This window comes from Daejeonella sp. (genome assembly GCF_017495225.1).
GTDB lineage: Bacteria > Bacteroidota > Bacteroidia > Sphingobacteriales > Sphingobacteriaceae > Daejeonella.
Genome location: NZ_JAFEIG010000017.1, coordinates 38,558 through 52,178, shown reverse-complemented (window position 1 = coordinate 52,178; position 13,621 = coordinate 38,558). Strand labels below are relative to the sequence as shown.

The following is a 13,621-nucleotide window of genomic DNA, read 5'->3' as shown; positions in this document are numbered from 1 at the left end:
TGATTTTGGTGAGGCTAATTGGATTAAAACATAGAAAAATGATTTAGAATGTTGGTAGCCTGATAAATAATAACTGACAACTCGCAACTGTCTGAAATTGATTAGAACAAAGAACAAGGAGCAGTTCCAAATCCGATTTTCTTTGTAGGATTATTAAATCTGTTATTTGTTTTGTATATTATGGGGAGGGGAGTCGAGAGACTCCTTTTTTGTAAATCTGTTCAGCATTTATTACTTTGTTTTTTGTGTGTTTTAGAATTCTAAAAACGAAAAAGATTTTATAATTAAAGATTAATTTTTTTGTAGAAAAATAAATAAAAATTATTGAAATTTATTTAAAAGTTGTTCCATTATTCGTTAACTTTGAATAATGAAAATCATTAGAGAAATTGTTTTTTATAAAGATTACTTCAACGACTTTTTCGAAACTTTAACCGATAAAATAAAGGAAAAGATAGACGAAGTGCTATTTATGATTACCATTCTTGAACGTATTCCAAGTAAATTTTTCAAAAGCATAGAAGGTAAAAAGGGGCTTTTTGAAATTCGAATTGAATATGAAGGTAACATATTCAGGATATTTTGCTGTTTTGATAAGGGTAACCTAGTGATTCTATTTAATGGATTTCAAAAGAAATCTCAGAAAATACCAACGAAAGAATTGATAAAGGCCGAAAAAATAATGGACGAATATTTAAATAATCAAAAGGAATTTAAAAATGGAAACAAAAAATAAAAATATTAAAACTTTTGCTCAACATCTTGATGAAAGATATGGTAAAACTGGAACAAATGAGAGAATTAACTTTGAAATCAAAGCCAAGTCATTTGCAATTGGTGAACTTATAAAAGAAGAAAGAAAGTTGGCTCATATGACTCAAGAGCAACTAGCGGATAAAATTGGAGCGAAGAAAAGTTTTATTTCTCGTATTGAAAATGGACATAGTGATATTCAACTTTCGACACTTTTTAAACTTATTGAGTTTGGTCTTGGAAGGAAAGTAAATTTTACGATACAGTAAGTTTATTATCTAAGTCTCACATCTCAAAAATCTAGAATAACATCAAAGAGGCTCGTATTTCAACAATCAAAGAATTATTGAATTAGGCTTTGGCGGTCGTTTGGAATTGGATATTAAATTTAACTCATAAAAATCTGGGATAGGATCAAGGAAACTCCTACATATTTACCAATCTTGAGATCCGCTATTGCGAATCTTCATTCAGTTTGAGTAAACAAGCTCTTAAATGTATTTTAATTTCTTTCCAAAATCGAAATAAGATATAAAGTAAAGCTCCGAGTATTGGTACAATAATTATAAATATCAGCCAAGGTATTTGTAAGGGTTTAGTTTTTAATATCAATCTTACAGCTATTACTAAAATTATCATAATAATGATTAAAATGATAATTTCAGTTAATGACATACCTAAAAAAGAAATTGATCTCATAGTCTTGATTTTAGTATAGTTCCATCATGTTCAACACCTCTTGCTTTATCTTCAATGAAAAATACAAGATTAATTTTATGATTTATTTAATACAACTACAGTGCTGAGATCAAAAGAAGTCAAGCACCTGAACCTATTCAAAGTATAAAATATTAATTGTTTAAAATAAATATACACATAAATTTTATTCTATTTGATTAAATAAATATCTTTTAAATCAATTCATAATTGATATCATAAATTAACGATTCGATTAATCTTTATAGGCTTATTAATTTTGAATAAATGCGGTTTATTTATTTTTGATATTTTAATTTCGGTGACGTTTTTTAATGAAAAAAGTCAGGATAATCCTCCGTATTTACCTACATTAAGATCCGCCAAAGCATTAAATCTGACAGTTTTAGATTATTTAGAGCAAGGAAAGCATTCGACTTTAATTATATATGAATAAACTGATAGCCGCTTTTAACCCGCGACGTTACAAAATCTCATCTCCGGGAATACAATTTCTGTGGGACGGTATGAATATCTTTATGATTGCGAATTAATCAGATGCTTGATTTAAAGGTATCTAGCGAAAATTCTATCCACATCAGCGTTTTTGACATTAATTTAGTTCAATTTAGCCAAACTGTTCTAAAACAACGTTGTTTTGGATGTAAGTTGGTGCTGGTTCAGGTTGTGGCGCTACAATTTCTAAAGAGGTATGAAGTTAATTGATTCTACGGCTCTAATCATTTTTGTTCGTAATCCAGTCCATGGTAAGGTAAAAACTCGCCTAGCCATGGTTATAGGGGATGATAGGGCATTAGAAATCTATATTTTATTGCTAAAACATACATTTGACTTTACTAAGGGACTAAAATGTAAGAAATTTGTGTTTTATGCTGACGAAATTGTACAAGAAGACCTTTGGTCGGGGGCGGATTTTGGAAAGCGACTTCAGAGAGGGAATGATCTTGGTGAGCGCATGCAAAATGCTATTAATGAGTTATTTATAGAAGGTTTTTCTCAAGTAATTCTAATTGGTTGTGATTGTTTTGAACTGAATAGCTCAGTTTTAGAAGAAGCAATATCCCATCTTAATAAAAATGATGCAGTTTTTGGTCCCGCGCAAGATGGAGGCTACTATTTACTCGGACTAAAAAAATTAATTCCTGAGCTTTTCGTCAATAAAAAATGGAGTACAGATGAGGTGGCTAAGGAAACTATTAATGATTTCAAAAGACTTCAATTATCCTATTATCTATTGCCAAAATTGAATGATATTGATGATGCATTTGATTTAGGACCTTTCGATAAACAGCAATAATTTAATTATCTCTAATAATATTTTCTTAAATTTCCTTATACGAAATTGATCAATGTTTATCAGCTAAGTGCTTGATTATGATCATGTAAATCAATTTTCAACATCCATATTTTTAATAAAAAATGAAGGATGAAAACAATCTTTTTAGTCTTAAATGCACTCAATCCTGATAAAGGATCTTCTGAATTTGCATTTTATTTAGCACGACTTTCTAAGTCGAAAGTTTATGGTATTTTCTTAGATGTCGGCAATCTGGATGATGATGATATTTTAGAAATTAAAGATTCTGCCAATCCATCCCAAATGGATTATCAAACCAATGTGCTCCCATCAAAGCAGGAACAAATTAAAGCCAATATTCACCTTTTCAAAGAGAGCTGTATAAGTAATGAAGTTTGCAGTGATATTTATTTGGAACTAGAACTATCTATAAATGAATTAATTACAGGAAGTGCTTTTGCTGATTTGATTGTTATTGATGCGGCATTTTCTATAAGAGACGGTGTATCCTCAGTACCATCAGAAAGTGTCAAAGAAATTCTAAATAAAGCTACTTGTCCGGTGATTATCTCACCTCTATCATTTGAGCGCATTGATGAGCTCGTTTTTACATATAATGGCTCACAATCTTCTCTTTTTGCCATCAAACAGTTTACCTACCTATTTCCGGAGTATTTTGATAAAAAGCTCAGCATAATTCAAGTTAATAAATCTGGTTCTTGGCCTCAAAGGGATTTAGGAAAATTGAGAGAGTGGCTTAAAAACCACTATTTAGATGTCAATTTTATTGCTCTTGAGGGTATTGCTGAAAATGAATTAATGACTTTTCTACTAAGGAAAAAGCATGTATTTATTGTTATGGGGGCTTATAGTCGAAATTCAATCTCACAATTTTTTAATGAGAGCACGGCCGAAGTATTAATAAAAACATTAACACAGCCCATATTTATTGCGCATAATTAAAAATTATCATTTAAACATATAAATAGATCAATATATGAAAACCATTCTTGCACCAACTGATTTTTCAGAAGTCTCGCTAAACGCAGTAAACTACGCTGCTCAGATGGCAAATATTTTGGGTATTAATTTAACCCTGCTACATGTTTGTCCCGTAACGATGACCTATACGGATGTACCTCCACCAGCACTTTATATTGAGGAGTCGATATCTAAGGCAGAGAAGCAGCTTAAAGAGTTAAAAGCAAAAATTTTAAAAGATGCACCTAAGAAAATTACTATTAAAACAAAGGTTTTAACGGGCGACGTAGTTTCAGGTATTAAAAACATCTGCGAAGTTATGGATACTTATGCCGTTGTGATGGGTGCGGATAGTAGTAATACGATTGATCGCTTTTTATTCGGTGGCAATACCATTGAAGCAATAAAATCGCTTTCCTGGCCATTAATTATCGTTCCTTCGAAGGTGCATTTTGGAAGGCTACATAAGATTGGGTTAGCATGTGATTTTAGAGATGTTGCCAGCACTGTACCTGTTGATGAGATTATTAAATTGGTTAAGGAGTTTAATTCGGAGCTTCATATTTTACATGTGCAAACTGAGAGTCGTAAGACTAGTGATTTGGAAACAGCGAATGCAACGCGTTGGCTACATGATCAATTAGGGGCATTGAATCCTAAATATCATTTTATGGTTTCAGATAAAGTTGAAAAAAGTATTAATGATTTTGCTGAGAAAAATAAATTGGAGATGCTTATTGTAACTCCTAAAAAACACAGCTTCTTTAATAAAATATTGAAATCTAGTAAATCGAAAAATATAGTTTTACAAGCACAGGTACCTGTTTTATCGATTCATGAATGAGGTGACACTTTAATATACGAAAAAAAATCGATAAAATCAAATTATTCGATGTTTTGGAATGCTGTATAAGGATAATTGATGGATTATGAAGAAAAATGGGAGGGATGTTTCTGTAATTTAATTTTGATTTTAATAACCAGCGCGCTCCAAATTTGGAGCGCGTGGTTAGACCAATTATTGAATAGGAATACTCTTTCCCACTTTCATTTTCGACTCTTCAGTCCGTGGAAGTGTGATTTTGAGTATGCCATCTTCGTATTTGGCTTCTATCTTTTCGGTATCGATACCTTCAGGTAAGGAGAAACTTCGGCTAAAGCCTCGGTAATTATATTCTTTACGCGTAAAAGTTTTCTCTGTTTCTTCTTTTTCCTCTTCAGTTTCATTGCTAATATTCAGCATGTTGCCACTAAGGTCAATCTTAAAGTCCTCTCTTTTCATGCCAGGAGCAGCTAAAGTGACCAAGTATTGATTCTCTTGTTCCATAATATTTACTGGTGGTAAACTCGTTGCACGGCTCCATAATTCACGTCCTTCAAACCAATCGTTCCATGGTTTTAATAAATCATCAAATACAGATGGAATTCCTCCGCTTACTCTAGCTAATGTGTCAGTTTTCATAATTTTCCTTTTTTAAATTGCTTATCTATTAATTGTTAAACAAAGATATTTTGAATCGATTTTAGAGGATTTGACGGGAATCAATTGGCGGACTGAGTTTCATCAATAAGCTCTTTTTTGAGCCATATGGCTAGTTTTTTAAAAGATATTAATCTGTACAGGCAGATTTTTTTCAGTTATTTTTTGCGATTTAATATGTTTTTTCGCCCACTCTATGGATATTATTTTTTTCATGCTTTTTACCAAGAATCCGGTCGATATCGTCCTTATAAATGACCTCTTTTTTAAACAATAAGTCTGCAATCTTGCTGAGTGATTCTTTATTTCTCTCTAAAAGGTTTTTGCTCCGTTCATAACAGGAATTGACTAGGATTCTAACCTCTTCATCAATCATTCTACCAGTTTCTTCACTGTATGGCTTTTGAATACTCATGTCTCTTTGTCCGCTTGAATCATAAAAGCTAACGTTTCCAATTTTTTTATTGAAGCCATAATAAACTACCATGGTATAGGCTTCCTTGGTAACTTTTTCCAGATCATCTAAGGCCCCTGTCGAAACATCCCCAAACATAATATCTTCTGCTGCTCTGCCTGCTAGTCCGCTGCATAAATGCTCAATGAATGTAGTTTTATTCCGAAGTTGCTTTTCTTCCGGTAAATACCAGGAGGCTCCCAAGGTTTTACCTCGAGGGATGATAGACACTTTTACGATTGGATCTACATGTTTCAGCAAGGTGCTTACCAAAGCATGCCCAGCTTCATGATAAGCGATGATTTTCTTTTCTTCGGGAGAAATAATTTTGCTTTTCTTTTCAAGTCCTGCCACAATCCGATCAATCGCATCTAAAAAATCCATTTTTCCAACAGCATCGGCTTTTCTTCTTGCAGCAATTAGGGCTGCTTCATTACAAATATTGGCGATATCAGCACCAGAAAAACCAGGAGTTTGTGCAGCTAAAAATGGAATATCAATGTTATTATCTAAAACTAATGGGCGTAGGTGCACGTTAAATATAGCCTCACGTTCTCGCAAGTTGGGTAGTTCTAAATAAATATGGCGATCAAATCTTCCAGGTCTGAGTAGTGCTGGGTCGAGCACATCTGCTCTATTGGTTGCCGCAAGCACAATCACACCACTGTTTGAGCTAAAGCCATCCATTTCTGTGAGTAGTTGATTGAGCGTACCTTCTCTTTCATCATTTGCTCCGCTAAAAAATGCCCCTTTGCCTCTTGTGCGGCCTATCGCGTCTAGCTCGTCGATGAAAACGATGCATGGGACTTTCTCTTTCGCTTGTTTAAATAAGTCGCGCACACGGGCAGCACCAACGCCAACAAACATCTCAACAAATTCAGATCCTGAGATGATAAAAAATGGGACTTTTGCTTCACCGGCAACGGCTTTAGCGAGAAGCGTTTTGCCAGTTCCGGGCGGACCAACCAACAAGATTCCTTTCGGTATTTTAGCGCCTAAGCGGGTAAATTGCTTCGGATTTTTTAAAAATTCAACTATTTCACGGACTTCCAGTTCAGCTTCTTCCAATCCTGCCACATCTTCAAAGGTTATGCGGCTTTCTTCATGAGCTACCATCAAGGCATTGGATTTCCCAAAATTGAAAATAGAATTTCCATTGGATTGACCTCCCATTCCTGCATATTTGCGGAACATGATACGCCAGAGGTAAAAAATCAATAATAATGGAAATAACCAGCCGAAGATATTCCAGAACCAATTACTTGTATTTGAATAAGTTATAGGAATTTTTTGTGTTATTGGGATGTTTTTTTGAGCCTCATCCATTTTCCGTTCAAAGCTTTCTAAAGATCCAATTGTAATTTTATAATGAGGGCCGGGATTTAATTGCCCCTTGATTTTTGTATCAAATACCTTTTTAAAATAGGGGTCGCTAGCAAAATCAGGCTTAATGAAAATTTCAGCCTCCTCTTTGTTGACAATATTTATTCTTTCAACAGCTTTACGACTTATTATTTCACTTTCAAATTGTTGCCAAGAAATTTTAGATTCAGCATTGTTGAACCCTGGCAAATAGGGGAAAAACAACATGAAAAGGATGGCGATATACACCACAGCCCAGAAAAACTGTTTTTGGGGACTCTGATTTTTGGGGATTTGTTTTTTTTGAGAGATTTCCTGTCGGTGTGGCTTCATGCTATTTTTACATGCTTAATTTATGACATTTAAAAAGCTGAATTCTTAAAATCCAGCTTTTTAAATGTTGAGGAGATTAATCATTGAATGCCATTTCGGGCACTTCTACATTCAGATTACTTTCTACGCTAAGAATACCTGGAGCAGACCATGCAGCTCTTTCAGCATCATCTTTTTCGGCAAAAGAACGAACTTTACCACTAAGAATAACTTTATTGCCATCTACTTCAACAGTAATTCGATCAGCATCTATGGTAGCATTTCTATGAAAAGCACTATTGATTTTTTGATGGATATCTTGTGCTTTAAGTGTTGGCTTTACAGAAATTAAATTTATCACAGAGCTAACTCCAGTAATATTTTCAATGGCTCTGCGAGCATTTACACGTTGATATTCCCATTCAACGTCACCTTCTAGTTTCACATTTCCATTTTCAACTTTAACCGAAATTCTATTGTCGGGAATAGTGGTATTCCATTTAAGCGCATTTAACACTGTTTCAGCAATCTCAGTATCTGTTTTTCGATAGTTCGGAGAAACGCCAACTTGGATATCTTCGGCTACAGCTCTTACACCTGCCACCCGCTTGGCGGCTTTCTCAGCACTTAATTTTTTTGAAAAGGTGTCAACAATGCCGGAGAGGGTTACAATCCCATTTTTTACCGCTACTCCAATTTCTGATTCATTTAGAAAAGGCTCCCAGCTTAGCTCTTCCATCACATCTTTTTGAATTTGATTGTCAGTTCTCATTTTTTTGATTTTTAATGTTAATAATTTGCTTTTCGTAATTATTTTCAAAGTAGGCTTAAATAAGAAAAATGCTTATGAGGCTAATCAATTAGGACTTTGATATTAATCAAAATTATTTGAGGGTATTAAATATTCAGCTTTAGGAATGTATTTTTAGCGGTTTTGCTTTTTTCTTGAGGTATAAAATTTTAAGAAAAGATGTTTAATTCATTATTTTAGATAATTTCGTGTATGCCTTTAAAATCTAAATCTGTCTCTGATGAGAAAGTAGAATTGCATCCACGCAATAAGCATAGAGCAAGCTATGAATTTGAAAATTTGATCAAGTCTTGTCCAGATTTAGCCAATTTTGTGATAAAAAATCAATTTGATAAAGAAACCTTAGATTTTACAGATCCGCTTGCCGTTAAAACCCTTAATAAGGCCCTTTTAATTCATTTTTATGGCATTCAATTATGGGATATTCCAGAAGGCTTTTTATGTCCGCCTATACCTGGTAGAGCTGATTATATACATTATGTAGCAGATCTAATTTCTGAAGGGGAAGAGTCGATCCTAAAAGGAAAAAATGTGAAGGTACTTGATATAGGTGTTGGAGCCAATTGTGTTTATCCATTAATTGGCCATCGTGAATATGGCTGGACCTTCGTTGGTTCTGAGATAGATTTATTGGCAATGCGCTCTGCAAATAATATTGTGGAGGCCAATGGACTTTCAAAATCGATAAGCATTAGAAAGCAAAGGTCAAGTTCTAAGATATTTATGGATTTAATTAATCCAGGTGAAAAATTTAAGCTTTCGATTTGTAATCCTCCCTTTCATGCATCTTTAAGAGAAGCGTCGGAAGCTACTGAGCGTAAATGGAAAAACTTAGCTAAGGGGCCTAAAATGGCTACTGATTTAAACTTTGGAGGAAAAAATGCAGAGTTATGGTGTGAAGGAGGGGAAGAGAAGTTCCTTCAAAATATGATAATCGAAAGTGGTCAATTTGCGCAGTCGGTTGAATGGTTCAGCTCTTTAGTTTCAAAAAAAGAAAGTCTAGCTAGCTGTTATTTTGAACTTGATAAAATACAAGCTAAAGAAGTTCGTACTATTGAGATGAATCAAGGAAATAAAAAGAGTCGGATTTTAGCTTGGAAATTCTAATAGATTAAATAATTTAATTAAAAAGAAAAAACTAATCTTGATAAATAAATTATTTAATAAAATTATTATACAAGCTATTTAATCCAGCTCTAAGCAAATCATTCAAACCATTGGTATAATTAGGGTTACAACCGTTGGTTATGACTACAAATCCAAACTTTTCTTTAGGATTAAAGAACATCGCGCTGTATAGTCCGTAGGCTGAGCCAGTATGTCCGGTCATCATTTCACCAGGTATTACATCATCCCGATTGGCGATAGCTAAGCCATAGCCTTCTTCTTCAGAAATTTTGGTTTGCATCAAACGTGAACTCTTTTTTGAGATGATTTTTACACCTTTATAATTACCGAAATTCATGTGCATAGCCATGTATTTGGCAAGATCTCCGGATGATATTTTCATTCCTCCAGTGGGCGAGAATAAAGGAGTACTATAGCCCATTTTATAATTTGATAATATATCGCGGCGAGTGGAATAAGCTAATGGCGAGGGACTTAGAGTCTTAGTTTTAGTATTATACTCATGTAGGGTAGCAAATTTGCTTGCATCTAAAGAATCGATATTATAACCACCATACAAACCTAGCGGCTTAAGGATGTTATTTTTTACATAATTATCGAATCGTACGCCTGAATATTTTTCAATGACTGTACCAATCATATTATAATTAAGGTTGCAGTATTGATAATTGGTTCCTGGCGCATATTTGCTAAAGCATTTTTCCCAATCTGGATTTTTCGAAGGATTTATGGCATCGAGTGTGAAATATCCTTGGCTGTCATTGATACTTGAGGTATGCGACATTAACATCTTAAGAGTGATTTTTTTGTCTGGGAAATTGGGATTACGTACGGTAAAGCCTATTAAATCACTAATATCGTCGTCTAAATTTAATTTTCCTGCTTCTACTAATTGCATGATAGAGGTAGCAGAGAAGGATTTGGAGATGGACGCAATACGGAAAATATGGTCGTTTTTTAAAGGTTCATTGCTGGTATTATCTTTTAAGCCGAAGGATTCATTATAAATAATTTCACCTTTTTTTACTACGGCAACAGATAAACCTACGACTTCAAATTTTTTCATAATTTCTTGAATGTCGGATGCTGCTTTTTCATTTTGAGCGGATGCTGATATAGAAAGGCAAAGAATTAGTGTTAATGCAATAAATGGCTTGATTAATTTCATTCTGGTGAAGCTTTTTGTTTGAATAAAACTACGATTATTTTTTAAATTAATTAATCAGAGGCATTTCAAATTATGGAATATTTGTTTTTTTAAAATCAGATTTTATTGCGCTTGCTTCTTTTACATCCTTAAAGCTAATTTCAACGGTTGTGCCACTATCGATTTTACTCTTAATTCTTATTTTGCCGTTCATTTTATCAAGATAATATTGCACAATGTGTAATCCAAGTCCTGTACCTTGAACCTGCTTTACATTAGAGCCTCTAAAAAATGGAGTAAACAATTTTTTCTGATCCTCTTCAGAAATTCCGAATCCATGATCTTTTATAGATAGTTTGTATTCACCTTCCAAAAATTTACTGGAAACAATAATTTTGGCATTCTCTGGTGAGAATTTTATAGCATTAGATAAAATATTGATTAAAAGGTGTTTAAAGGCATCAGAGTCGGTAAATAGATTTGTTGGGCCTACATGTTTAAATGTAATTTTCTGTCCCTTTTTTAGAATAACATTTAATTCAGATATGGTTTTGGTGATCTGTTCTTTTGAGTTAAAATTGTGTCTTTTGATTTCTAATTGCCCTTCTTCAATCTTATTTAAAGTTAGGAAATCGTTTATGATATCTCTTAAAAAGTTTACTGCCGATACGATATGTTTTACTTGCTCTTCTCTTTTTTCCTGATCTTCAGTTTTTTCGAATTTTGAAATGATAAATGCTGAGGAAAGAATAATACTAAGTGGTGTTCTAAGCTCATGTGATGCGAAATTTAAATTTTGTTTTCTTGCCTCATTTAGCTGTTTTTCTTTTTTAAGGAGATTTAAGAGATCGTTATCGATTTTAGTTAACTCAGAAATCTTTTTAGCCACATTGAAGTTTGCGGTTAAAGCATAGCAAGAATTTTTATTCGATGTTTTTATAATGTTCATAATGACCGGAAACTTACTGCCATCTTTCCTTATCATGGTTAATTCTACTTCGTGACCATGACCAAGTTCACAAATCAAAGCACATAAGCAATTTGTTTTTTTATATTCCGTATCAAAATCTTTGATCTGACTTTTGGCAATTATGGATAATTCTTCTTTGTCAAAAAAATCATCTAAGTGCATTTTTCCTATAGTATCTTCAGATGAATATCCTAAATTCTTTTTTGCAAAAGGATTCAACAGTTCTATAACACAATTATTATTAGTTATTAAAGCTATTGTTTCGCCCTTGTTCCAAATATCATGTAGGATATTATTTGCTTGATATTGTTTAACTATGTTTTGCATAAGTTTTCAATTTTATAGGCAATTATTATACAATAAAGTTTAAAACTCGTTTTTTGTTTAAATAATCTAAAAATTTTAAAAGTCTAGAACTTCATCTTCTAGACATATTCTAAGAAATAGGTCTTTAAAAGCAAATAATAAATTCTAAAAAAAATGATAAATCAACGATTCTACCTTTGGGATATAGAAAATAATTGTTGATTATTTGTTCAGATATTTAAAAAATGATTTTAATATTTAAAAGAACCATATTTAAAAATAAAGATTTTTAAATATTTAATTCGATTTTTAAATATTTTCAATCTTCTATTGTAACCACTATAAAGTCTTTTTGCTCACAGTTGAGCTTATAGATTACTTTATCTAAATAATCCATTGTGAAGTTGACTTTTCCATTTTCTAATCGCCAAACGTATTGACGATCTACTTCAAGTAGGTCAGCTAATTGTTTTTGAGTAAAATTCCTCTCTAATCTTCTGGATTTTATCAACGATCCTAATATTTCCTTTGAGCTCTTCATTATTTTCCAGGTCATTGTAAAATAAAATAAATTATATCGAATGTTTGTAACCATGAAGTGTTCACATGTCTAATTTTATTTAGAATATAATGATATAATTGGTAGTTAATTTTATTGTGATCATCTATATCAAGAAAACTTCGACATTTTAGTAGAGTATTAATTTGAAATATTTGTTAGGATCCTAATTAAGCGATATTTTATTCTTCAATGTACAGTGTTTATCAAAATAATTTCAATTGTTTAATTGATTTTTAGTTCTCAATACTAATACAAATTGTCTCGAACATTTATTTATATAATTCTATTTAGATAAATAAAATTAAAATCGAGCTTTTTGTTCTATGAAATTTCTCGATTTATTTTGTTGCTCTAGTTATGGAATGCTCTTTCTAAAAAAAATGTTGTAAAGCAACTGTATATCCTATTTTACATTCTTGTATAATATCTTGTAAATCTTTTACGATTCGATTTACAATCACTGTAAACCACGTTTTTTTCCAATTGGAAGTCTCTAATTTTAAAATTCTAAATAATGAATAATTGTTTAATTGAATTTAATTAAAAAATAAAATTATGAAACAAATGTATGCTTACTGTGCTCTAGTCTTAATAATATTAAGTGCTTCCTGTGCACCTCGCCGAAATCTGGTTTATTTCAGTGATATGAATGATAAAAGCAATGATAGTCAAGTAATTACTGCCGAAACTGAACCTAAAATCCAGTCGAATGATTTACTTAGTATAACTATTAATACACTAAGTACAGAATCAAATATTATGTTTTCTGTTAACTCTAACAACATTAATAAAAACGGTTATTTTGAAAAGGAGGGATACCGTGTGGATAAAGAAGGAGCGATTAATTTTCCTGTATTAGGTAAGGTTAATTTGAAAGGTTTAACGCTTGAGCAAGCACAGAAAACTATGGTGAGCCAGCTTAGCCAATATGTAAAAAACCCGATTGTAAACATGCAATATCTCAACTTTAGGATAACAGTTATCGGAGAGGTAAATAGTCCCGCAACATTTAATATTCCAAATGAGCAAATTAATTTGTTGGAGGCATTGGGTATGGCAGGCGATTTAACTCCTTATGGAAAGCGTGAAAATATACTTGTTATCCGAGAAATGGATGGCAAGCGGTCAATTGTACGTGTAAATATTAATAATAGAGCTATTCTAAATTCGCCCTACTTCTACCTGAAGCAGAATGACGTTATCTATGTTGAACCAGACAAAGCAAAATCTATAGAATTTAGTCCCAATAATCGACTAATGCCCCTTCTTGTAGCCACAATTTCGGCTGTAGCAGTATTATCTACCGCTTTTTTATCTAAATAACACAAACATAAAAAATTA

The 13,621-nt window shown here is 32.5% G+C and carries 13 protein-coding genes; 7 read left to right on the top strand and 6 right to left on the bottom strand.

All coding sequences use genetic code 11. The features are described from left to right. The first annotated feature begins 370 nt into the window (after positions 1 to 370). From QZ136_RS06680 to QZ136_RS06660, 5 genes are all read left to right on the top strand, one after another. Positions 371 to 736 carry a type II toxin-antitoxin system RelE/ParE family toxin gene (locus tag QZ136_RS06680; protein WP_291401709.1) on the top strand — a complete coding sequence of 122 codons (366 nt, stop codon included), beginning with the start codon at positions 371 to 373 and terminating at the stop codon, positions 734 to 736. After that, positions 720 to 1,022 (top strand): helix-turn-helix transcriptional regulator, encoded by a 303-nt coding sequence (locus QZ136_RS06675; protein WP_291401707.1) that lies wholly within the window; start codon positions 720 to 722, stop codon positions 1,020 to 1,022. The genes QZ136_RS06680 and QZ136_RS06675 overlap by 17 nt, the downstream gene beginning before the upstream one ends. Before the next feature lie 1,139 nt (positions 1,023 to 2,161). Then, a complete protein-coding gene (locus tag QZ136_RS06670; protein ID WP_291401705.1) occupies positions 2,162 to 2,767 on the top strand; it encodes a TIGR04282 family arsenosugar biosynthesis glycosyltransferase in 606 nt (201 codons plus the stop codon). Between the two features lie 129 nt (positions 2,768 to 2,896). Further along, positions 2,897 to 3,730, top strand: a complete 834-nt coding sequence (locus QZ136_RS06665; RefSeq protein WP_291401702.1) for a universal stress protein — start codon at positions 2,897 to 2,899, stop codon at positions 3,728 to 3,730. Positions 3,731 to 3,764: 34 nt separating this feature from the next. Beyond that, on the top strand, positions 3,765 to 4,592 hold the full coding sequence (locus QZ136_RS06660; protein ID WP_291401700.1) for a universal stress protein: 828 nt from the start codon (positions 3,765 to 3,767) through the stop codon (positions 4,590 to 4,592). A 174-nt stretch (positions 4,593 to 4,766) separates the two neighbouring features. Here QZ136_RS06660 and QZ136_RS06655 read toward each other — a convergent pair whose 3' ends face one another. From QZ136_RS06655 to QZ136_RS06645, 3 genes are all read right to left on the bottom strand, one after another. Next, complete coding sequence (locus QZ136_RS06655) at positions 4,767 to 5,210, bottom strand: Hsp20/alpha crystallin family protein (protein WP_291401698.1); 444 nt, start codon at positions 5,208 to 5,210, stop codon at positions 4,767 to 4,769. A 190-nt stretch (positions 5,211 to 5,400) separates the two neighbouring features. Beyond that, positions 5,401 to 7,377: an ATP-dependent zinc metalloprotease FtsH gene (ftsH, locus tag QZ136_RS06650; RefSeq protein WP_291401696.1), complete on the bottom strand. Its 1,977-nt coding sequence runs from the start codon at positions 7,375 to 7,377 to the stop codon at positions 5,401 to 5,403. Between the two features lie 76 nt (positions 7,378 to 7,453). Continuing rightward, positions 7,454 to 8,128, bottom strand: a complete 675-nt coding sequence (locus QZ136_RS06645) for a BON domain-containing protein (RefSeq protein WP_291401694.1) — start codon at positions 8,126 to 8,128, stop codon at positions 7,454 to 7,456. 231 nt (positions 8,129 to 8,359) lie between these two features. Here QZ136_RS06645 and rlmF point away from each other — a divergent pair, with 231 nt between their 5' ends. After that, positions 8,360 to 9,274 (top strand): 23S rRNA (adenine(1618)-N(6))-methyltransferase RlmF, encoded by a 915-nt coding sequence (gene rlmF, locus QZ136_RS06640; RefSeq protein WP_291401692.1) that lies wholly within the window; start codon positions 8,360 to 8,362, stop codon positions 9,272 to 9,274. 49 nt (positions 9,275 to 9,323) lie between these two features. Here rlmF and QZ136_RS06635 read toward each other — a convergent pair whose 3' ends face one another. The 3 genes from QZ136_RS06635 to QZ136_RS13440 form a co-directional block, all read right to left on the bottom strand. Beyond that, positions 9,324 to 10,463, bottom strand: a complete 1,140-nt coding sequence (locus QZ136_RS06635) for a serine hydrolase domain-containing protein (protein WP_291401690.1) — start codon at positions 10,461 to 10,463, stop codon at positions 9,324 to 9,326. 70 nt (positions 10,464 to 10,533) lie between these two features. Beyond that, the gene (locus QZ136_RS06630; protein ID WP_291401688.1) at positions 10,534 to 11,739 is read right to left on the bottom strand and encodes a PAS domain-containing sensor histidine kinase; all 1,206 of its coding nucleotides are present in this window, start codon (positions 11,737 to 11,739) and stop codon (positions 10,534 to 10,536) included. Between the two features lie 298 nt (positions 11,740 to 12,037). Beyond that, positions 12,038 to 12,259, bottom strand: a complete 222-nt coding sequence (locus QZ136_RS13440) for a helix-turn-helix transcriptional regulator (protein ID WP_363244993.1) — start codon at positions 12,257 to 12,259, stop codon at positions 12,038 to 12,040. A gap of 576 nt (positions 12,260 to 12,835) precedes the next feature. Between QZ136_RS13440 and QZ136_RS06625 the strand changes: the two genes are divergently transcribed. Then, a complete protein-coding gene (locus QZ136_RS06625) occupies positions 12,836 to 13,603 on the top strand; it encodes a polysaccharide biosynthesis/export family protein (protein ID WP_291401686.1) in 768 nt (255 codons plus the stop codon). Positions 13,604 to 13,621 lie beyond the last annotated feature (18 nt).